The organism is Sandaracinobacter neustonicus (assembly GCF_006385875.1).
In the GTDB taxonomy this organism is placed as follows: domain Bacteria; phylum Pseudomonadota; class Alphaproteobacteria; order Sphingomonadales; family Sphingomonadaceae; genus Sandaracinobacteroides; species Sandaracinobacteroides neustonicus.
This window is the reverse complement of the sequence record NZ_VFSU01000028.1, coordinates 131,467-152,121: the sequence shown is the minus strand read 5'-3', so window position 1 is coordinate 152,121 and position 20,655 is coordinate 131,467. Positions and strand designations below refer to the sequence as shown.

Below are 20,655 nucleotides of genomic sequence, written 5' to 3'. Positions count from 1 at the left end.
AAATCCCCTAATGAATGAAGAACATCGCCAGCAGCAGCGGGATCAGAAGCCCCAGCCCGACCAGCGGCCAGGTGGAGGGGCGGCGGTGGGAATGCAGCCACAGCAGCACAAGCCCCGTCAGCGCGAACACCAGTGAGGCGACCGCGAAGATATCGATGAACCAGCTCCACGCCGGGCCGGTGTTGCGGCCCTTGTGCAGATCGTTCAGGTAGGAAATCGCCCCGCGCGAGCTGCTCTCCGTCAGCACCTCGCCGGTTTCCCGATCAATGGAAACCCAGCCGTCTCCGCCGGGGCGCGGCAGCGAGAGGTAGACTTCGTCAGCCGACCATTCCGCCGTGCCGCGCGACTTCACGGAGAGTTCGGTGCGCAGCCAATTCTCCAGTTGGGGCGGCAGAGGCCGGTCTTCTTTCTCTGTGCTTTCGCCGGGCTTCGGCGCCAGCAGCGGCAGCAGGGCATCGGGCAATTGCGCCTCGCGCTCGGCCGTGACGGGCTTGCCCTCGATCTGGCCCGCATGGTTCAGCGTGATGCCGGTGATGGTGAACAGCAGCAGCCCCACAAGGCTGACAGCAGAGCTGATCCAGTGCCATGTGTGCAGCTGCTTCAGCCAGAAAGCGCGCTTCGCCTTGGCTGTCTGCGGCGGCGGCACCACCTTCTTCGCGGCGGGCGGAACAGCAGGAGGAGGGGCAGATGTGCCGTGCATAAGCGCCTGCTATCGCCGCGCCGCACCAAATGCAACTCATTCGCAACAACATGGCGTCCATGTCGTCAGCGCAAGGCAGGCGGCGGCCCGTGTTTGTCCGTCAGCCGGTTGCGGCAGAGGCGAAGCCGTCCGCCAGCCGGGGCATCACGTCAACCGCGACGTCCATCGATTGCCCGCCACCCCCGTGGAACACACCGTCCAGCGGGGCGACATCGGCATAATCCCGGCCCATCGCCGTGAAGATATGGCTGGAATCGGCGAGAATATTGTTGGTGGGATCGAAACCAACCCAGCCCAGCTGATCGCCGCACCACAAATTCACCCATGCGTGCATGGCGTCCGCGCCCACCAGCCGGGGCTTGCCCGGCGGCGGCAGCGTGCGCAGATAGCCGCTGACATAGGCGGCCGGAATGCCCCACGCCCGCGCCGCCACGATCATCACATGGGAAAAATCCTGGCAGACGCCGCGCCGTTTCTGGAAGGCCTCCTGCGGCGGCGTATCCGTGCGGGTCGCCTTCGAATCATAGCGGAAATGGGCGTGGATGGCCGACATCAACGCCCGCCCGGCCTCCATCACCGAGACATTCCCCGCCATGTAAGGCCGCGCCCATTCGGCGATGGCGGCGGATGGCCGGGCAATGCCAGAAGCATAGAGATAGGCCGACGGCCCCAGCGCGGAGAGGTCATGATGCGCCAGCGCATCCGCCCGCACCTGACACAGACGGGGCGAGGCGACGCTGTCCATCAGGAACGACGGCTCCTCCACCTCCACGGTGAAGCGGCTTTCCACCGTGAGGCTCTTGGTCGGCTCGCGCAGCGTCAGCCGGCTGCGGTTGACCAGATACGGCCCCATCTCGCTGGTGATGGAGGCGGGCCGGGGCGTGACGATCAGCTCATGGCTGTGCAGCAGCTGGCCGCGCCATGGCGCGGGCACCAGCCTCAGGTTGAAGCGCGCCAGCCGCACCGGGCCGTCATAGTCCACAGTCGTCAGGTGGCGGACATCATAGATCATGCGAGAAACTGTCCGGCCACGGGCTTCGCCCTGTCGAATTGCAGGAAATAACGCAGCGAAACCGCTTCGGAGAGGGCCAGCAGCCGCTCCTCCGTCTGCATCAGCAGCGCGTCGTCGATGCTGTCCGCCGTCATCGCCGCGAAGCTGGCGAGGATCGCGCGCGAAGCCAGTTGCGGCGCTTCGGGCAGGCCATTTTCCGCCAGCGTGGGCAGCGCCTCCAGATGGCCGTTCAGCGCCTGCAGCTGGAAGATCAGCGAGCGGGGGTTTTCCGGGTCCAGCAGCAGCAGGTCCAGCACCGGCTCCCGCGCGGGGCTGGAGAGATAGCGCGAGCGATAGCTGATCTGGCTGTCGCACAGGTCGAGCATGGCAGACAGCGCGTCCGCCTCGCTTTCGGCCCGCTCCATCTGGCGCAGCATGCGGCAGATCGCCAGCGCCCGCTCGATACGGCGGCCGATGTCGAGGAAGCGCCATGCCGGGCTGCGCACCATATCTTCCGCGATCAGGCCGGAAAGCGCGCTGAAGCGTTCCAGCAATTCCCAGACGCCGCGCTGCAGCACGGTGCCGCGCGCGTTGGGGATTTCGGGCAAAGGGCGGCTGGCGACGCGCCAGAAATCCGAGGCGAAACGATCGCGCAGCGCCAGCCCGATGTCGCGGATGGCAGCGAGCAGCGCCGATACGCCCCCCGGCCGCGCCTGTTCCAGCAGCGCCAGCCGGCAGACCTGCGCCATCGGCAGTTCCAGCGAGTCCTCATCCACAGCGTTCCACAGGTAGAGCAGTTGCGCCAGCAGGCCGCGCACCTGCTGATCGCGCAGCGCCAGCGAATCGACGTCGATGGAGCTGCCCAGAATGGAGCGCACCACCCGCACCGTCGCTTCCGCGCGCTCCACATAGCGGCCGAACCAATAAAGATTGTCCGCCGCCTGGCTGGCGAGGATTCCGCCGCCGCGCCGGACAGGCGGGCTGACATGGAACAGCGTGGGCAGCTGATCGCGCCCCGGCCCTTCATCGACGATGCAGACATCGGCAGACAGATCGCCTTCGCCCATCAGCGAACTGCGCAACGCGCCCGAGGAGGACAGGCGGGCGAAGCCGCCGGGCATCACCGTCCATTGCCCGTTGCCGTCGCGCGCGACGAAGGCGCGCACGGTGAAGGGGCGCGGCTCGAACCCGTCCCCCACCAGCGCGGGGGTGGTGGAAAGCTGCACAATCTCCTGCCCGCAATAATCCATCGGCCGGCGCGCCATCGCGTCCAGCAACTGCGCGCGCGCGGCGGGGCTGAGCGCTGCACCCGGCTGTGGCAACTGGCCGGAAATCCCCTCCACCGCTTCGCCAAAGGCGGGCACGATCTGCAACTCGTCCAGCCGGGCGCGCACCTGCTCCGCCTCTGCCGTCTGCCCGCACCACCATGTCGCGACATTGGGCAGGATCGGCGCTTCACCCATCAGCTGTTGGCAAAGCGCAGGCAGGAAAGCGGAAAAAGCCTGCGATTCCAGCAACTCCACCCCCGGCCAGTTGGCCAGTTCCAGCTGCCCGCGCGTCCACGCCTCGAACAGGTCGGGCACGCCCAGCTGCGATCGGCTGTCGAAGCGCAGCGGATCCAGCGCGTTGGTGTCGATCCAGCGCCACAGCGCGTCGATCCGTTTCGGCCCGGCGATGGTGCGCACATAGAGCTTGTCGTCGCTGACGGTGAGATCGCGCCCCTCCACCAGCGGGAAGCCCAGATAGCGCGCCAGATGCGCCTGTTCCGGGTAGCTCTGGTTGAAGCGGCCGGGGGTCAGCAGGGCGATGCGCGGCGATTCGCGGCCACAATCCCGCGCGATCCCCGCGCGCAGGTCGGCGAAGAAGCCCGCCAGCCGCCGCACATGGATTCCCGCCAGTAGCGCCCCGGTGCTGCGGCTGAGCGCAAGCCGGTTTTCCAGCGCATAGCCCGCGCCGGTCGCCAGCTTCAGCCTGTCCGCCAGGATGCGCCATTGTCCGCGCGGCCCGCGCGCCAGATCGGCGGCATAGACGTGCAGATAATGGTCTCCGCGCGGCCGCTGCCCGATCATATCGCGCGCGAAATAGCGGCTGCCCGTCACCACGGCGGCGGGCAGATGGCCACCCTGCACCAGCGATTGCGGGCCATAGATGTCGGCGGCGATGCGCTCCATCAGTTCGGCGCGCTGCACCAGCCCGCGCTCCACCTCGCTCCATTCCTCGGCACCGATGATCAGCGGCATCGGCGTCAGCGGCCAGCTGCGTTCCTCCGTGTCGCCGGTGATGCGGAAGCTGAAGCCCAGTTCCTGCACCTGCCGCGCCACCAGCTCCTGCGCGCTGCTGCCGGCTTCGGCCGAAAGCGCCAGCAGGCCGTTCGCCATCGCCGTCCATTTCTCGGCCACGTGCGGCGGGGCGTGGCGATAGAGATCGCCCGCGTCGACGTCGGCCGGATAATGGCGCAGCCGGTTTTCCGCCGGTGCCAGAGGGATCACGGAGGTGTTCAGCGGCCAGACCCCCTTGCGGCCAACCCTCTTGAAGCTGGGCGCCTCAGATCAAGCGACATCGGAAACTCCCCCGGCAGTTCCTCGGCCGGCATCTCCTGCGGCCCCGGCGAATGGCCATGATCCTGAAAGCGCGATTTCCGCCGCGCCTCCGCCTCATAGCCGTTCACCGGCACATCGTCATAGGATCGTCCGCCCGGATGCGCCACATGATAGACACAACCACCCAGCGAGCGGCCGTTCCAGCTGTCCAATATGTCAAAGGTCAGCGGCGCGTGCGCGGGCATCAGCGGGTGCAGGCAGTTGGCGGGTGCCCACGCCTTGTAGCGCACGCCGCCCACCGCTTCGCCGGACGAGCCGCTGGGGTGCATCGGCACCCGCCGCCCGTTGCAGCTGATGATGTGGCGGCCGGGCACCAGCCCCGTGGCGCGCAGCTGCAACCGCTCCGTCGAGCTGTCCACATAGCGCACCGTGCCGCCGATCGCCCCGGTTTCGCCCAGCACGTTCCACGGCTCCAGCGCGTGCGCCACTTCCAGCGTGACGCCGCCGCCTTCCACTTCGCCATGCACCGGGAAGCGGAACTGCCGCTGCGCTTCGAACCACACAGGGTCGAAATCGAAGCCCGCCTGCCGAAGCTCGTCCAGCACCTCCAGGAAATCCGCCCAGACGAAATGCGGCAGCATGAAGCGATCGTGCAGCGCCGTGCCCCAGCGCACCAGCGAGCCTTCGCGCGGGTGCTTCCAGAACATCGCCGTCAAGGCGCGCAGCAGCAGTTGCTGGGCAAGGCTCATCTTCGCGTCCGGCGGCATCTCGAAGCCGCGAAATTCCACCAGCCCCAGCCGCCCGGTGGGGCCATCCGGGGAAAACAGCTTGTCGATGCAGATTTCGGTGCGGTGGGTGTTGCCCGTCACATCCACCAGCAGGTTGCGGAACAGCCTGTCCACCACCCATGGCAGCGGCTGTTCCACCTCTGGCCCCGGCACCTGTGCCAGCGCGATTTCCAGTTCATACAGGCTGTCGTGCCTTGCCTCGTCGATGCGCGGCGCCTGGCTGGTGGGGCCGATGAACAGGCCGGAGAACAGGTACGACAGCGAAGGGTGTCGCTGCCAGTAGAGCACAAAGCTTTTCAGCAGGTCGGGGCGGCGGATGAAGGGGCTGTCCAGCAGGCTGGCCCCGCCCAGCACGATATGGTTGCCGCCGCCGGTGCCGATGGAGCGGCCGTCCACCATGAACTTGTCCGCCGTCAGCGCACATTCGCGGGCGCAATCATACAGCGTTTCCGTCACCTCAACGAGTTCGCGCCAGCTGCCCGTGGGGTGGATGTTCACTTCGATCACGCCCGGATCGGGGGTGACTTTCAGCACGATCAGGCGCGGATCGGCGGGCGGCGGATAGCCTTCGATGCGCACCGGCAGACCGCTGTCCTCGGCCACTTTCTCCACGGCGGCCACGAGGTCCAGATAATCCTCCAGCGATTCGACTGGCGGGATGAACACGGAGAGATAATCGCCGCGCGGCTCCACCGTCAGCGCGGTGCGCACCGCGCCTTCGATCGCCACCTGCTCCACACGCTGCTGCGCCGCTGTGGCGGGGCCTTCCACGGCGATGGTGGCCTGTTCCGCCGCCAGCGCCTCGCGCATTTCGCTGGCGCGTTCCACCTGCTGCGCGCGCACATCGGCAATCGGCTGGCGCGGCTCTGCCGTGTCGCGCGGGTGGATATAGGGATAGGCCGATTCCGGCACATAGGGCAGCGAACCCAGCGGCAGGCGATAGCCCAGCGAACTGTCCCCCGGCACCGCGAACAGCGCGCCGCGCCGCACCTTCCATTGCTCGCTTTTCCAGCGCGGGGTTTTCGACGGAACCGCCTGCCAGCGCTGGACCGGCAGCACATAGCCCACCGGCTTCGAAAGCCCGCGCTGGAAGGTGCGCATGAAGCGTTCGCGCACCTCCGGATCGTCCAGCGCCGGATCGTCCGGCTTCGTGTTGGCGGGCAGTTCCGCCTCTTTCACGATCCATTCCACCGCATCTTCGAACACTGGCTGCACGAAGCCGGTTTCCAGCCCCAGATTGCCCGCAGCCGCCTTCAAAAACTGCTCGGCGGAACCGCTGTCCACCTCTGCCGTTGCGGCTTCCGCAGGCATCCGCACCCCGGCCAGCAGCTTTTCGTCGCGCCAGATCGGCACGCCGTCCTTGCGCCAATAGATGGAATAGCCCCAGCGCGGCAGGCTTTCGCCGGGATACCATTTGCCTTGCCCATGGTGCAGCAGCGATCCGGGCGCGAACTTCGCGCGCAGCATGCGGATCAGCTTGTCTGCATAAGCCGCCTTGGTGGGGCCGACGGCGGCGCTGTTCCATTCCGGGGCCTGAAAATCGCTGTCGGCGATGAAGGTGGGTTCGCCGCCCATCGTCAGCCGCACGTCCTGCGCGGTCAGCTCCGCGTCCACCTTGTCGCCCAGCGCCAGCAGCGCGGCCCAGCGGCCATCGGTGAAGGGCTTGGTGATGCGCACGGCCTCTGCAATGCGCGACACGCTCATCTCGAAGTGGAAATCCACTTCGGCGGGTTCGGCCAACCCGGTGATCGGCGCGGCGGAGCGGTAATGCGGGGTCGCCGCCAGCGGGATATGCCCTTCGCCCGCGAACAGGCCCGATGTCGGGTCCAGCCCCACCCAGCCCGCGCCGGGGATATATACCTCCGCCCATGCGTGCAGATCGGTGAAGTCCGCTTCCGGGCCTTTCGGCCCCACCTTCGGCTCCACATCGGCCTTCATCTGGATCAGGTAGCCAGAGACGAATCGCGCCGCGAAGCCCAGCCGCCGAAGCAGTTGCACCAGCAGCCACGAACTGTCCCGGCAGGAGCCGGTCGCCAGCGTCAGCGTGTCTTCCGGCGTCTGCACGCCCGGCTCCATGCGCACGACATAGCCGATGCGGCTTTCCAGCGCCTGATTCACCGCCACAAGGAAATCGATGGTGCGGCCTTCATGCCCGGCGAAGCGGGCCACCAGTGCCTCGAATTCCGGCCCCTGCTCCTCCGTTTCGAAATAGGCGGCCAGATCCTCTTTCAGCGCCGGATCGTAGTTGAAGGGCATCTCCTCCGCGTCGGGATCGAGGAAGAAATCGAACGGATTGATGACGGCCAGTTCCGCCAGCAGGTCCACTTCGATGGAGAAATGGTCGATCTTGTCGGGAAAGACGATTCGCGCCTGCCAGTTGCCATGCGGGTCTTGCTGCCAGTTCAGGAAATGGTTCGAAGGGCTGATCTTCAGCGAATAATTGGGCACCGCCGTGCGGCTGTGCGGGGCCGGGCGCAGCCGCACGATCTGCGGCCCCAGCGCCACCGGGCGGCTATAGCGATAACGGGTGAGGTGATGGAGGCCAGCCTTGATCATGGCCCGATTGTGCGACGCAGGCTGTTGCGCCGCAACATGATTATGCAACTTCCAGTCCCGAAACGCCCGCTTCGGTTCAACCCTGTCGCGCCGGATCGCCGAAGGCAGAGGGTGGCAGCCCCACCTCGCACAGATCGCACAGGGCCTCCATCACCGCGCGCACCTGCGCATCCGCCAGTCGATAACGCACCTGCTGCCCTTCACGTAGCGGCGCGACCACTCCGGCTTCGCGCAACAGAGACAAATGCTGCGACACGCGCGACTGCGACAGCCCCGTCAGCGTCACCAGTTCGCCCACCGTCGGGCGGCGGCCGCCGTCCATGTCGCCCATACCCATTCGACACAGCATCTTCAGCCGGTCCGGGTTGGCCAGCATCTTCAGCACGCGGGCCATCGCGTCTGCATCCCGGCCCAGCGCCATCAGTTCGCCCGCTTCGGGCGGCGAGCTTATTCCCACCACGTCTCGCCATCATCATCGGCGTGGAATTCATGCCACATGCCGTTCAGGATGCCGAAGCCCACTGCAAGGCCGAGGCCCAATATCCAGGTAAAATACCACATGGCAGGCCCTTCTTCAGTAAAAGTCTGCGGAGGAACGGACGTCGTCCGTCGTCACCCGCCCGAACAGCACCTTGTACACCCACGCCGTATACAGCAGCACCAGCGGCAGGAAGATCAGCGTCGCCAGCAGCATGATCCACAGCGTGAGATGGCTGGAGGAGGCGTTCCACACCGTGAGGCTGGAAGCCGCATCCACCGTGCTGGGCAGGATCACCGGGAACATCGACAGGCCCACGGTGGAAATGATCCCCACCACCCCCAGCGACGAGCCGAGGAACACGCCCAGATCCCAGCGCCGGGCAATGCCCAGCATCGCCAGCAGCGGCCCGGCAAAGCCCAGCAGCGGCGCGATCAGCATCCACGGATGCTTGCCATAATTGGCCAGCCACGCGCCGGGCGCGGCAGTTGCCCCATGGATTAACGGGTTGGACGGGCCGTTGGGATCGACGCCATCGGCAATCGCCACGCCCATGTCGCCCATGGCGACGAACAAGCCCCCGGCCGCGAACAGAAGAATCGCCAGCACGCCCGCGCCCAGCCCGATGCGCCGCGCCCGTTCCAGCACCGGCCCATGCTCGATCTTCAGGCTGAGCCAGCCCGCGCCGTGCAGCACCAGCATCGCCACAGAGAGCAGCCCGGCCAGCAGGGTGAAGGGGGTGAACAGGTCCAGCAGTCCGCCATCCCAGAAGGCGCGCAGGTCGCTGTCCAGATGGAAGGGCACGCCCTTCAGCACATTGCCAACCGCCACACCGAACACCAGCGCGGGCACGAAGCCGCCCACGAACAGCGCCCAATCCCAGCGGGCGCGCCATTTCGGATCGTCTTTCTTGGATCGATATTTGAAGCCGACGGGCCTCAGGATCAGCGCCATCAACACCAGGAACATCGCCAGATAGAAGCCGGAAAAGCTGATGGCATAGACAAAGGGCCATGCCGCGAAGATCGCGCCGCCGCCCAGAATGAACCACACCTGATTGCCTTCCCATGTGGCACCGATGCTGTTGATCACCAGCCGCCGCTCTTCATCCGTGCGGGCAACGAAGGGCAGCACGGCGGCCACGCCAAGATCGAAGCCGTCCGTCAGCGCGAAGCCGATCAGCAGCACACCCAGCAGCAGCCACCAGATCAGCCGCAGCGTTTCATAATCGAAGGGAATGGGCATCGCCTGAACTCCTTATTCGGCCGGCAGCGGAACAAAGGCCCCGCGCGCGCGATCTTCATCGGCGGCCGGGCCGCGTTCCGTGCCCCTGTCCGGCCCGTGGCGGATCGCCGCCAGCATCAGCCGCACCATGATCACCGCCAATATGCCATAGGCCAGCGTGAAGCCGCCGATGGTCGTCCAGATCTGCGGCAGCGTCAGGCTGGACGAGGCAAGGAAGGTGGGCAGCGCGCCTTCCACCGCCCAGGGCTGGCGGCCATATTCGGCCAGCACCCAGCCCATTTCCGCCGCCAGCCAGGGCAGCGGGATCACCGCCACGGCCAGCTTCTGGAACCAGCGCACGTTGAAGCGGCGCTTGCTGGCCATCCAGAAGGCGGTGCCGAAGAAGGCGATGAAGAAGAAGCCCAGCCCCGCCATGCCGCGGAACAGCCAGAAGATCACCGGCACATTGGGCACCGTGCTCCACGCCGCCTGCTCGATATCGGCCTTGGTCGCCGCGCGCGGATCATCCACGAAGCGCTTCAGCAGCATGGCATAGCCAAGGTCCGCCTTGTGCAGTTCGAACTGCTCCCGCGCGGCGACGTTGCTGCGATCCTTTTTCAGCGTTTCCACCGCATCATAGGCGAGGATGCCGCGCTGCACCCGCACTTCGGCGGTTTCCACCAGTTCGCGAATGCCCGTCACTTCACCCATCAGCGAGCGGGTGGCGATCAGCCCCAGCACGGCCGGGATCTTCACTTCGAAGTGCGTCACCTGATTGGCTTTGTCTGGAATGCCGAAGATCGTCAGCCCGGCGGGCGCGGGTTCGGTTTCCCACATCGCCTCAATCGCGGCGAGCTTCATCTTCTGGTTGTCCGTCAGCGCATAGCCGGATTCATCCCCCAGCACGACGACAGACAAAGAACCGGCAAGCCCGAAGGCCGCCGCCACCACGAAGCTGCGCCGGGCAATCGGCAGGAACCGCCCTTTCAGCAGATACCAGCTGGCGATCCCCAGCACGAACACGGAACCCGTCACATAACCGGCGGACACCGTGTGCACGAACTTCGCCTGCGCCACGGGGTTCATCAGAACCGCCATGAAATCAGACACTTCCATCCGCATCGTATCCGGGTTGAAGCGCGAGCCGACCGGGTTCTGCATCCAGCCATTGGCCACCAGAATCCACAGCGCAGACAGGTTGGTGCCCAGCGCCACCATGAACGTCACGAACAAATGCCCCACCCGCGACAGCTTGTCCCAGCCGAAGAACATCAGCCCCACGAAGGTGGCCTCAAGGAAGAAGGCCATCAGCCCCTCGATGGCCAGCGGCGCGCCGAAAATGTCCCCCACATAGTGGCTGTAGTAGGACCAGTTGGTGCCGAACTGGAACTCCATGGTGATGCCGGTGGCAACCCCCAGCACGAAGTTGATTCCGAACAGCTTTCCCCAGAAACGGGTGGCGTCGCGCCACACCGCCTTGCCGGTCATCACATAGACGCTTTCGAAGATCACCAGCAGGAACGACAGCCCCAGCGTGAGCGGAACGAACAGGAAATGGTACATCGCCGTCAGCGCGAACTGCAGGCGGGACATTTCGACAACGGCCAGATCGACCATGGAATACCCCTACATGGCGGGCGGCGAGTCGATTGCCCGTCGCTCGAGTCATAGTATATGCAGCTTTCCTAATCTCAAACCCGAAGCGATGACAGCGACAGAACCGCGCACCCCCCGCCATGGCAGCCATGCAGCAACCGCATCCTGGGCGGCAGACGCGCTTGGCGCGGCGCTGGCGGCGGGCGGCCTTGCGCTGGGCGTGGCGGCGGTGGCGGGCACGCCGCAATGGCTGGGCGCGGTGCCGCCGATGTGGCTGGCGGCCCTGCTGCTGGGGGCGGGCGGGCTGCTGCGCGCCGGCGCGCAATGGGTTGCCACCGATCTGGGCCTGAGGGCGGCAATCGCCCGCAAATCCGCCGAGCGCGCCCGGCACTGGCCCGCGCTGCTGGCCGCCCCGCGCGCCACTAGGCTGACGGGCGAAGACGTCAGCCGCGCGGTGGACTCGATCGAGATGCTGGAGGGCTATGAAGCCCGCTTCCGCCCATTGCGCTCCGCCGCCGTGGTTGCGCCGCTGCTCGTGGCGCTGATCGTGGCGCTGGCCAGCCCGGCGTCTGCGGCGATCCTGCTGTTCACCCTGCCGCCCTTCGTCGCGGGCCTCGCGCTGGCGGGAACCGCCGCCCGCGCCACGGCGGAACGGCAGCTGGGCGCGCTGGGCGACCTGAACGCGCTGTTCCTCGATCGCCTGCGCGCGCTGCCGGAAATCCGCCTGTTCGGCGCGGAAGACCGGGTGATGCGGCAGATGGCGGAGGCCAGCCGCGATCTCGCCCACCGCACCATCGCCACGCTGCGCATCGCCTTCCTCTCGGGCGGGGTGATCGAGTTTTTCGCGGCGATCGCGGTGGCGCTGGTCGCCATCTATGCCGGGTTCAGCCTGCTGGGCATCCTGCCCTTCCCTGTGCCGGAAAGCCTGTCCCTGTTGTCGGCCTTTTTCGTGCTGGCGATGGCCCCGGAATTCTACCTGCCGTTCCGCCGCCTCGCCGCCGCCTACCATGACAAGCAGTTGGGCGAGGCCGCCGAAGCGGCGCTGGCTGTCGCGGAGCCTTTGCCCCCCAGCGGCACGGCCCCCTTCACCGGCCTTTCCGCGCGCGCGCTGATCGTGCGGCACCCGCAGGGGCCGGAGATCGGCCCCGTTTCGTTCGAGCTGCCCGCCACCGGCCTGCTGGTGCTGCGCGGGCCGACGGGTTCAGGCAAATCCACCCTGCTGGCTGCCATCGCCGACCATGCCGACATCGCGGGCGGCACGCTGGACTGGGCAGCCGGCGGGCCGCCGCCGCTGGCATGGGCGGGGCAGCGGCCGCTGATCCTCGCGGGAACGCTCGCCTCCAACCTCGCACTCGCCGCGCCGGAGACCCCGCCCGACGCTATCGAAGCCATCGCCCGCAGCCTCGCGCTCGGCCCATTGATCGAGGCGCGAGGGCTGCACGGAGAGATCGACTGGCGCGGCTCCGGCCTCTCCGGCGGAGAGCGCCGGCGCATTGGCGTGGCCCGCGCGCTGATTGCCGGGCGCCCGCTGACGCTGCTGGACGAACCCACCGCCGATCTGGACGAAGAAACGGCAGCGGAATTGCGCAGGACGATCTCCGACTGGTCCCGCAAGCAGGCGATCATCATCGCCACCCATGATCTCGCGCTCACAGCCCGTGCGGACAAGGTTCTGCTGCTGCCATGAGCGAGATCGACGCCCTGATCGCCGAACAGGCTGCCGCTCAGGCGCGCACCATGCGCCGCGCCATCGCCTGCGCTGTCGCAGCCGCGCTGGCCGGGTCCATCCTGCTCGGCCTCTCCGGCTGGTTCCTTGCAGGCGCCGGACTGGCGGGCCTCGCCGGGGCGGCAGCCGCCTTCAACTATCTGATCCCCTCCGCCTTCATCCGCCTCTCGGCCATCGTCCGCACCGCCGGGCGCTATGGCGAACGGTTGCTCTCCCACAAGGCGGCCTTCTTTGCGCTGGCGGAAGTCCGCACCGGCCTGATCGGCCGCCTCGCCGCGCTGGACCCACGGCAGGCGCGCCCGCTCACATCGGGCGAAGCCGTCGCCCGGCTGACGGCCGATATCGACGCGGTGGAAGCCCGGCTGGTGCAGGCCCCCGCCCGCCCCGCCGCGCTGGCGGCCATCGCCATCGCGCTGATCCTTGCGGCATGGGCCAGCCCGCTGGCGCTGGCCCCGCTAGCGCTGGTGTTTCTGGCGCTGCCATGGGCCACGGCCCGCATCGCCCGCCGCTTCGTGGACAGGCCCGCCGCCGACGCGCAGCGCCTGCATGGCCAGCTGAAGGCCGAACTCGCCGAACTGCTGTCGGGCGGCCCCGAACTCGCCATCTATGGCCTTGCCGACACCGCCACCGCCCAGCTTCGCGCTACCGCAGAGCGGATGGATCAGGCCCGCCGCGCCGCCGCGCGCGGCTCCGCGTTCGCCGCCGGGCTGCTGGCGTTGTGCGGCCCGCTGCTCGCCGCGCTGATTTTCGCGGCCGCGCCCGGCAACGCCCCGGCGGCGGCAGCAGCTGCGCTGGCCGTCCTCGTCGCCGTTGAAGCGATGGCCGGGCCGCTGCGCTTCCGGCTGGAGGAAGCCCGCACCCGCACCGGCCTCGCCCGGCTGGAAGCGCTCTCCGCAGAGCCGGAGCCGCGGCGCCGCCATCTGCCACCCGGCGCGCAGCCAATCGAGATCGACGGGCTGCGGCTGGAGCCGGGGCAGACGCTGGCGCTCACCGGCCCCTCCGGCTCCGGCAAAACGCGCATCCTCGAAACGCTGGCGGGCCTGCGCACCGACGCCCCCGAGCCGCTGGCGGTAAACGGCGAAGATCCGCGCCAGTTGCAGTTTGAGAGCCTCAGCGCGCAATTCGCGCTGGCCCGACAAGACCCGGCGCTGATCGCGGGCAGCGTGGAGGACAATCTCCGCCTCGCCCGACCCGGCCTCTCTGAAGCGCAGCTGTGGGCTGCGCTGGAAACCGCCTGCCTCAGCGCAGATGTCCGCGCCCTGCCCCACGGCCTTTCTACTTTCCTCGGCGACAGCGGCGCGCGCCTGTCAGGCGGGCAGCGCAAGCGGTTGGCACTGGCCCGCGCCCTGCTGGCAGGCCGCCCATGGCTGCTGCTGGACGAACCCAGCGAAGGGCTGGACGCCGCGACGGAAGCGGAACTGGCGCGCCGGTTGACGGCTTGGCTGGCGGAGACCGGGGCGGGTGCGGTGATCGCGACGCATCGGCCGGCGATGCGCGGGGTGGCTGGGTTGGAAATGAAAGGGTTCCACCCCTTCACCCCGGCAGGGGCGTGACGCCGCTCGCACCCCCGACGTTTTCTTAGCCCCTCCTCCTTTAGGGGAGGGGTTGGGGTGGGGGCCATCCGCTTGGTACGAGGTTGGGGGTTTATGGCCTGCGGCGCTTCTGTTGCGCGCGTTGTGACGTCAGCGGATCGGGCCCTGCGGTGACACCCCCTCTCCATCTCTCCCCCTTGCAGGGGGAGAGAGCTTCGTAGCGCCGCAGGCAATCGAAGATGATCACACGCACGGGGCTAGAGGCTTGGCGTGACGCCAATTTTGAGGGTGCAGGGAAATCATTTCCCTGCTGGGGGAGTTTGAGGGGGTAAAGCCCCCTCATCTCAACGCCCACCGCTCTACCCCAACGTCGCCCGCTGCAAATCAGGCCGCCTTCGTCGCCCCCGCAGCCCCCGTGCGGAACCCGGCCAGTCGTTGGTCCAGAATGGCGTCGGCTTCGCTGATGATGCGGTTGATCAGCTGTTCGCAGGTGGGGATGTCGTGGATCAGGCCTTGCACCATGCCGGCCCAGAACACGCCCTTGGACAGGTCGCCGGTTTGCAGAAGCTCCTTGCCGGCCACGCCGGAGACGAGTTCGCGCACGTCTTCGAATTTGGCGTCCGGGTTTTTCAGGCGGCGCACCACTTCGTCTGAGACGTCGGATTTGCCGACGCGGGCGGTGTTGTGGAAGTTGCGGAAGATCAGGTGCGAGCCGCGTTCGTCATTCTCCAGATACTTCTGTTTCACGTTGGGGTGGATGGGGGCTTCGGCGGTGGCGCAGAAGCGGGTGCCCATGTTGATGCCTTCCGCGCCCAACGCCAGCGCGGCGACAAGGCCGCGCCCGTCTCCGAAGCCGCCGGAGGCGAGCATGGGGATTTTCACCTTGTCTGCCGCGGCCGGGATCAGGATCAGGCCGGGGATATCGTCTTCGCCGGGGTGGCCCGCGCATTCGAAGCCGTCGATGGAGATGATGTCCACGCCCTTGCGCTCGGCGGACAGCGCGTGGCGGACTGCGGTGCATTTGTGCAGGATCACGGTGCCGGGCACCGCCTTCACCACTTCCCACACTTCGGCGACGGCCTGCGTGCCGGCGGTTTCGAAGATGCGCACCCCGGCATCGAGAGCGGCCTTGGCGAAGCCGACATAATCGGGCGACATGGTGGTGGGGAACACGGTGACGTTCACGCCGAAGGGCTTTTGCGTCATCCCCCGGCAGCGTTCGATTTCGGCTGCGAGCGCAGCGGGGCTGGGCTGGGTGAGCGCCGTCAGGATGCCGAGGCCGCCCGCGTTGGAAACGGCGGACGCGAGTTCGGCGACGCCGATGGACTGCATCCCCCCCTGAACGATCGGGTGCTCGATCCCCAGCATATCGGTGATCCGGGTGCGAAACGGCATGGCAATTCTCCTGTTTTTCACGCGTTCCTTAGGGCGAGCCAGCGCCTTCGCGCACCTGTTTTGAGTGCCAGCCTGAGTGCCGACGGCGCAACAGTCCGCTTTTGAAGTGGCGGGGGTGCGGACAAACTCTGCCGAATGGGTTGATATGAAGCCTGCTTGGGCGCATGGCCTTGGCCACGATGCTGAACATGAAGTCGCGTTACGCCATGCGGGCGCTCCTCTATCTGGCGGGTCGCTATGGCGAAGGCCCTGTGCAGATCGGCGAAATCGCCGACAGCCAGCGGATTCCGCGCAAATTCCTCACCGTGATCCTGTCTGAACTGTCCCGCGAAGGCATCATCGGCACCAAGCGCGGCCGGGCGGGCGGTTACTGGCTGGAGCGGGAGCCTTCCGCCATCAGCTATGGCGACATCGTGCGCATCACCCGTGGTTCCCTCGCGCTGGTGCCCTGCGCGGCGCGACTGGCCTATGAGCCTTGCGACAATTGCGTGCCGGAAAGCGAATGCCATCTGCGGCTGGTGATGCTGGCCGTGCGCGACGCCACTGCAGACGTGCTGGACCGGCTGACGCTGGCCGATCCGCTGCCGGGGCAGGTGGAACTGCCGTCGCAGCGGGCAGAGGCACCCGCGCAACCCGTCCAGTAATAGGATCGCTTTAACCGGCCCAAGAACTGCTTGGGGCCGCTCCACTTGTCTACAGTTGCGATTGAGTTAGGCTCCCCTCCATCATCAGGAAGGGAGACGACGATGCCGAACAGCAGCCGATTCGCCGCCGATCAACCCGGAGGCCCCGCGCGTGGCGGGACACCGCAGATCCTGAACATCCCCGGCCTGAACAACAGCGGCCCCGGCCATTGGCAGAGCCGCTGGGAACAGCTTTACCCCTGGTTTTCCCGTGTCGATCTGGGCCTGTGGGACACGCCGGATCGCCAGCTGTGGGTGCAGCGGATCGATCAGACCGTCCGCGCCGCGCGCCAGCCGGTGATTCTGGTGGGGCACAGCCTTGGCTGCATCGCCATCGGCTGGTGGGCAGCGCTGGCCGGGATCGCGGCGCGGGATTCGGTAGCGGGCGCGCTGCTGGTGGCCCCGGCGGATGCGGATTCGGCGCTGGCCGGGCCGCCGCTGCGCCAGTTCGCGCCGGTGCCCGCCGGGCCGCTGCCCTTCCCCTCCATCCTTGTGGCCAGCCGCAACGATCCGCACGCCAGTTTTGAGCGCTCAGCCCGTTTTGCGCGGAGCTGGGGCAGCCATCTGGTGGATGCCGGGCACGCAGGCCACATCAACGCTGACAGCGGGCTGGGGGACTGGCCGCTGGGCATTTCCCTGATCGACCGGCTGGGCGACAGCGCCAGCCTGCGCGCCGACGCGGAGCGGTCGCTGGCAGACGCGGCCCGTTTTCATTCCCGCACAGCCGACCCGCAACCGGAGGCCCGACCATGGTGACGCAGCCGCTTCGTAAGGATTCGCCACGCCCGGAGCCGGTGCCTGACTCGGCCGTTTCCCTGATCGTGGAGGCGCTGGGCCGCGTGCGCTTCGGCGACATCCGCCTGACGGTACATGAAGGGCGGCTGGTGCAGATCGACGTAACGGAACGCACCCGCTTTCCAAACAACTGACCCAACTGGCGCGGCCACCGGACGACCGGCGCCGCTCCGCTTGTTCAACTTCGCTTCGGCGGCCCCGGAAAGGGCCGTCCACCCGCCTGCCCGCAGGGACGGCGGGCGCACACGCAATCAATCAGCCCGTTCAGGGCGCATCAGGGATTCAGGGGATTTTCGCATGACCATCCGCAGCTTCATTTTCGCGGGCGTCGCGCTCGCAGCGCTGGCCGCACCGGCCGCCGCAGAGGAGGCCGCCGACGCAGCCGACGCCGCATTCGCGGATGATGGGGCCATCGTCGTCACCGCCCGCCGCCGTGCGGAAAATGTGCAGGACGTGCCGCTTGCCATCTCCGTGGTGGATGGCGCGACGCTGGACGCGAAGGGCGTGTTCAACATCAGCCGCCTGACGCAGTTGCAGCCCTCGTTGCAGTTCTTCTCCACCAACCCGCGCAACACCTTCATCAACATTCGCGGTATCGGCGCGCCGTTCGGGCTGACGAACGACGGCTTCGAACAGGGCGTCGGCGTCTATGTCGATCAGGTCTATTACAACCGCATCGCGTCCGCGACGCTGGACTTCGTGGATGTGGAGCAGATCGAAGTGCTGCGCGGGCCGCAGGGCACGCTTTACGGCAAGAACACCACGGCCGGGGCCATCAACATCACCACCCGCGCCCCCAGTTTCGAGTTCGAGGGGCGCACCGAAGTCTCCATCGGCAACTTCAATTTCAAGCAGGCCAAGGCGTCCGTTTCCGGCCCCATCACCGACAAGCTGGCGGCGCGCATCAGCGTTTCCGCGACGGACCGGCGCGGCACGATCTACAATGTCGCGACCGACACATGGATCAATTCGCAGGACAATATCGGTATCCGCGGCGCGCTGCTGTGGAAGCCCACCGACACGTTCCGAGTCACCTTCTCCGGCGACTGGAACCTGCAGGATCCGATCTGCTGCGGCCAGATTTATGCCCGGCTGGGCACCACCCAGCGTGTCGCCAGCCGCCAGTATGCGGCGCTGACGGCGCTGTTCCCCGGCTATAAAGTGCCCAGCACCAATGCGTTCGACCGGCTGACCGATCTGGACGCGGACATCGCCGCCCGCAACGAACTCGGCGGGCTTTCCATCCGCGCCGAATGGGATGTCGGGCCGGGCAGCCTCACCTCTGTCTCGGCCTGGCGCTATTGGGACTGGGGGCCGAAGAATGACCGCGATTTCACCGGCTTGCCTGTCTACACCAAGGTGAACAACCCCACCAAGCAGGACCAGTGGACGCAGGAACTGCGCTATGCCTTCGAAACCGGGCCAATCGACGCGGTGGTGGGCGGCTTCCTGTTCTACCAGAAGATCCGCACCAGCGGCGTGCAGGAATCCGGCCCCGCCGCCAGCGCGTGGTTGCTGAACCCCAGCAGCGCCTTGTCCCGCAACCCAGCGGTGCTGAACGGGGTGATCGCGGAGAATGACATCCGGCTGGACAACCTCTCCCTCGCGACCTTCGCCAAGCTGAACTGGAAGGCGACGGACCGCCTCACCGTCTCCCCGGGCATCCGGCTGAACTATGACAAGAAGGACGGTTCCTACGATTCCGTGGTGACGGGCAATGCCTCGGACGGCACACGGCAGATCGTCAGCAACAGCCCCACCGCGCCCTATTACAACGATCCGTGGATCGCCGCGCAGCGCGGACTGCAAGCCTCGCAATATTTCGAACCGAATTTCTCGGCGTGGAACCTCTCGTTCGATCTCAACCTGTCTTACGAGATCAGCGACGATGTGCTGGGCTATGCGACCTATGCGCGCTCCTTCAAGACGGGCGGCATCAACCTGAACGGCGTGCCCAACCTTGCGAACGGCCTGCCCGCGCTGGAAGTGGCGCAGATCAAGCCGGAAAAGGTGGATCATTTCGAACTGGGGCTGAAAAGCCAGTTCTGGGACCGTCGGGCGACGCTGAACCTCGCCGCCTATTGGACGGAAATCCGCGACTTTCAGGCCAGCGTGATCAGCAACATCTCCGGCTCCAGCACGCTGCGCGGCTATCTCGCCAACGCCGACAAGGTGCGGGTGCGCGGGGTGGAGGCGGACTTCTCCGTCCGCCCGTCGGAGCGGATCAACGCCTATCTCTCGGGCGCGTTCACCGATCACCAGTTCGTGAAGTTCGTGGACGCCCCCTGCCCGCCGGAACTGGCGGGCGGGCCGAGCGGCACACCCATCGGCGCGCCCTCCACGCCGGGGGCGAACAGCCCGGCCAATTGCGACGTCTCCGGCCAATGGCTGCCGGGCATTTCGCGCTGGTCCTTCTCGTGGGGCGCGGAAGGCAATCTGCCAGCCACGCTGCTGGGCAAGCAGGGCGAAGTCTATCTGGGCTATGAAGCGAGCTATCGCTCCACCTTCTCGTCCAACGCCTCGCGGTCGATCTACACCGATATCCGCGGCTATTCGCTGCACAATTTCCGCTTCGGCTTCCGCGACGAGGCGCTGGATATCTTCGGCTGGGTGCGCAACGCCTTCGATCAGAATTACTATGAATCGCTGGCTGTTACGCCGGGCAACACCGGGCTGATTTCGGCCCAGCTGGGCGATCCACGCACCTTCGGCGGCACCATCAGCTATCGCTTTTAAGGTGGTTGGCGGGGGACATGCGCCCCCGCCGACTTGAGCAATCGGCAAAACCGCGCCATCCTGCACGGCGATGAGGATGGGCATCAAGCTGCACGGCACCGCCGGCGCATCACAGGTTCGTGCGGCGCGATGGCCCGCCCGATAAGTGTCGAGCAACTGGCAGCGCTCGTCGCCACGCGCCATGGCGACGGGGTGCATGGCCCCACCATCGCCGGGCTGACAGGCTCGGTCGCGGTGGGGAAATCCACCCTTGCAGCCTCACTGGCCGCCGCGCTGGCCCCCTATTGGCGGGTGGAGGTGATCCAGACGGACGGCTTTCTGTTCCCCAATGCCGAACTGGAATCGCGCGGCCTGCTGATGCGCAAGGGCTTCCCGGAAAGCTATGATTCAGCCCGGCTCGCCGCCACGCTGGAAGCCGCCCGCAACGGCCCGGTGGAGGTGCCCGCCTATTCGCACAGCCTTTACGATGTGGACCCGGCCCTCACCCGCCGGATCGACCGGCCCGACATCCTGCTGGTGGAAGGCCTGGGCTTCGCCCCTGTTTCAGGCGACAGCCGCGTGATCCACGCGCTGGACAGCCTCCTCTATCTGGACGCCACCGAGGAAGATCTGGAACATTGGTTCCTTGACCGCTTCATGAGCTATTGGCGCGCCGCCGAAACCGACCCCACCAGCTTCTACGCCCAGTTCCGCCACCTGAGCGAGGCCGAAGCCCGCGGCTTCGGCCGCACCGTGGTGTGGCGGCAAATCAACCTGCCAAACCTGCACGAACATATCTCCCGCGCGCGCCCGCTGGCGGACATTCTGGTGGCGAAAGCGCGGGATCACAGCCTGAAGCTGGTGCGGCCGGAGTTGGATTGGGAGTGAGGGTGTGGGTGCTGGTGGAGGCGCTGGAGGCCTCCGGCGGCTCGGGCT

General features: G+C 67.1%; 16 protein-coding genes. 7 read left to right on the top strand and 9 right to left on the bottom strand.

Features of this window, described 5'->3' with window-relative positions; genetic code table 11:
* Positions 1–7: 7 nt before the first annotated feature.
* The 8 genes from FJQ54_RS12285 to FJQ54_RS12250 form a co-directional block, all read right to left on the bottom strand.
* The gene (locus tag FJQ54_RS12285) at positions 8–700 is read right to left on the bottom strand and encodes a PepSY-associated TM helix domain-containing protein (RefSeq protein WP_140928705.1); all 693 of its coding nucleotides are present in this window, start codon (positions 698–700) and stop codon (positions 8–10) included.
* A 100-nt stretch (positions 701–800) separates the two neighbouring features.
* Positions 801–1,712 carry a transglutaminase family protein gene (locus FJQ54_RS12280; RefSeq protein WP_140928704.1) on the bottom strand — a complete coding sequence of 304 codons (912 nt, stop codon included), beginning with the start codon at positions 1,710–1,712 and terminating at the stop codon, positions 801–803.
* A complete protein-coding gene (locus FJQ54_RS12275; protein WP_140928703.1) occupies positions 1,709–4,180 on the bottom strand; it encodes a circularly permuted type 2 ATP-grasp protein in 2,472 nt (823 codons plus the stop codon). Before FJQ54_RS12275 ends, FJQ54_RS12280 begins: the two co-directional genes overlap by 4 nt.
* Before the next feature lie 8 nt (positions 4,181–4,188).
* On the bottom strand, positions 4,189–7,575 hold the full coding sequence (locus FJQ54_RS12270) for a transglutaminase family protein (RefSeq protein WP_140928702.1): 3,387 nt from the start codon (positions 7,573–7,575) through the stop codon (positions 4,189–4,191).
* Between the two features lie 76 nt (positions 7,576–7,651).
* Complete coding sequence (locus tag FJQ54_RS12265) at positions 7,652–8,032, bottom strand: ArsR/SmtB family transcription factor (RefSeq protein WP_235890435.1); 381 nt, start codon at positions 8,030–8,032, stop codon at positions 7,652–7,654.
* Positions 8,023–8,136 (bottom strand): cytochrome bd-I oxidase subunit CydX, encoded by a 114-nt coding sequence (gene cydX, locus FJQ54_RS12260; RefSeq protein ID WP_140928701.1) that lies wholly within the window; start codon positions 8,134–8,136, stop codon positions 8,023–8,025. Before cydX ends, FJQ54_RS12265 begins: the two co-directional genes overlap by 10 nt.
* Positions 8,137–8,149: 13 nt before the next feature.
* Positions 8,150–9,298: a cytochrome d ubiquinol oxidase subunit II gene (gene cydB, locus FJQ54_RS12255; RefSeq protein ID WP_140928700.1), complete on the bottom strand. Its 1,149-nt coding sequence runs from the start codon at positions 9,296–9,298 to the stop codon at positions 8,150–8,152.
* A 12-nt stretch (positions 9,299–9,310) separates the two neighbouring features.
* Positions 9,311–10,894 (bottom strand): cytochrome ubiquinol oxidase subunit I, encoded by a 1,584-nt coding sequence (locus FJQ54_RS12250; RefSeq protein WP_140928699.1) that lies wholly within the window; start codon positions 10,892–10,894, stop codon positions 9,311–9,313.
* Positions 10,895–10,982: 88 nt separating this feature from the next.
* Between FJQ54_RS12250 and FJQ54_RS12245 the strand changes: the two genes are divergently transcribed.
* Both FJQ54_RS12245 and FJQ54_RS12240 read left to right on the top strand, forming a co-directional pair.
* Positions 10,983–12,560 (top strand): ATP-binding cassette domain-containing protein, encoded by a 1,578-nt coding sequence (locus FJQ54_RS12245; protein ID WP_140928698.1) that lies wholly within the window; start codon positions 10,983–10,985, stop codon positions 12,558–12,560.
* Positions 12,557–14,152: an ATP-binding cassette domain-containing protein gene (locus FJQ54_RS12240; protein WP_140928697.1), complete on the top strand. Its 1,596-nt coding sequence runs from the start codon at positions 12,557–12,559 to the stop codon at positions 14,150–14,152. The genes FJQ54_RS12245 and FJQ54_RS12240 overlap by 4 nt, the downstream gene beginning before the upstream one ends.
* A 363-nt stretch (positions 14,153–14,515) precedes the next feature.
* On the opposite strand, the gene FJQ54_RS12235 is transcribed toward FJQ54_RS12240, so the two are convergent.
* Positions 14,516–15,526: an NAD(P)H-dependent flavin oxidoreductase gene (locus FJQ54_RS12235; RefSeq protein ID WP_140928696.1), complete on the bottom strand. Its 1,011-nt coding sequence runs from the start codon at positions 15,524–15,526 to the stop codon at positions 14,516–14,518.
* A 179-nt stretch (positions 15,527–15,705) separates the two neighbouring features.
* Between FJQ54_RS12235 and FJQ54_RS12230 the strand changes: the two genes are divergently transcribed.
* The 5 genes from FJQ54_RS12230 (at position 15,706) to FJQ54_RS12210 (ending at position 20,607) form a co-directional block, all read left to right on the top strand.
* A complete protein-coding gene (locus tag FJQ54_RS12230) occupies positions 15,706–16,170 on the top strand; it encodes an RrF2 family transcriptional regulator (RefSeq protein WP_140928743.1) in 465 nt (154 codons plus the stop codon).
* A gap of 102 nt (positions 16,171–16,272) precedes the next feature.
* Positions 16,273–16,965, top strand: a complete 693-nt coding sequence (locus FJQ54_RS12225) for an RBBP9/YdeN family alpha/beta hydrolase (protein WP_140928695.1) — start codon at positions 16,273–16,275, stop codon at positions 16,963–16,965.
* A complete protein-coding gene (locus FJQ54_RS12220) occupies positions 16,959–17,138 on the top strand; it encodes a YezD family protein (RefSeq protein WP_140928694.1) in 180 nt (59 codons plus the stop codon). Before FJQ54_RS12225 ends, FJQ54_RS12220 begins: the two co-directional genes overlap by 7 nt.
* Positions 17,139–17,301: 163 nt before the next feature.
* Positions 17,302–19,740 carry a TonB-dependent receptor gene (locus tag FJQ54_RS12215; RefSeq protein WP_140928693.1) on the top strand — a complete coding sequence of 813 codons (2,439 nt, stop codon included), beginning with the start codon at positions 17,302–17,304 and terminating at the stop codon, positions 19,738–19,740.
* Between the two features lie 33 nt (positions 19,741–19,773).
* Positions 19,774–20,607, top strand: a complete 834-nt coding sequence (locus FJQ54_RS12210) for a nucleoside/nucleotide kinase family protein (RefSeq protein WP_140928692.1) — start codon at positions 19,774–19,776, stop codon at positions 20,605–20,607.
* Positions 20,608–20,655 lie beyond the last annotated feature (48 nt).

Bases quoted from the DNA above. Each gene is read 5' to 3' on its own strand.
- FJQ54_RS12285 (WP_140928705.1), bottom strand. From the start codon at position 700: ATGCACGGCACATCTGCCCCTCCTCCTGCTGTTCCGCCCGCCGCGAAG.
- FJQ54_RS12280 (WP_140928704.1), bottom strand. From the start codon at position 1,712: ATGATCTATGATGTCCGCCACCTGACGACTGTGGACTATGACGGCCCG.
- FJQ54_RS12270 (WP_140928702.1), bottom strand. From the start codon at position 7,575: ATGATCAAGGCTGGCCTCCATCACCTCACCCGTTATCGCTATAGCCGC.
- cydX (WP_140928701.1), bottom strand. From the start codon at position 8,136: ATGTGGTATTTTACCTGGATATTGGGCCTCGGCCTTGCAGTGGGCTTC.
- cydB (WP_140928700.1), bottom strand. From the start codon at position 9,298: ATGCCCATTCCCTTCGATTATGAAACGCTGCGGCTGATCTGGTGGCTG.
- FJQ54_RS12250 (WP_140928699.1), bottom strand. From the start codon at position 10,894: ATGGTCGATCTGGCCGTTGTCGAAATGTCCCGCCTGCAGTTCGCGCTG.
- FJQ54_RS12245 (WP_140928698.1), top strand. From the start codon at position 10,983: ATGACAGCGACAGAACCGCGCACCCCCCGCCATGGCAGCCATGCAGCA.
- FJQ54_RS12240 (WP_140928697.1), top strand. From the start codon at position 12,557: ATGAGCGAGATCGACGCCCTGATCGCCGAACAGGCTGCCGCTCAGGCG.
- FJQ54_RS12235 (WP_140928696.1), bottom strand. From the start codon at position 15,526: ATGCCGTTTCGCACCCGGATCACCGATATGCTGGGGATCGAGCACCCG.
- FJQ54_RS12230 (WP_140928743.1), top strand. From the start codon at position 15,706: ATGCTGAACATGAAGTCGCGTTACGCCATGCGGGCGCTCCTCTATCTG.
- FJQ54_RS12225 (WP_140928695.1), top strand. From the start codon at position 16,273: ATGCCGAACAGCAGCCGATTCGCCGCCGATCAACCCGGAGGCCCCGCG.
- FJQ54_RS12220 (WP_140928694.1), top strand. From the start codon at position 16,959: ATGGTGACGCAGCCGCTTCGTAAGGATTCGCCACGCCCGGAGCCGGTG.
- FJQ54_RS12215 (WP_140928693.1), top strand. From the start codon at position 17,302: ATGACCATCCGCAGCTTCATTTTCGCGGGCGTCGCGCTCGCAGCGCTG.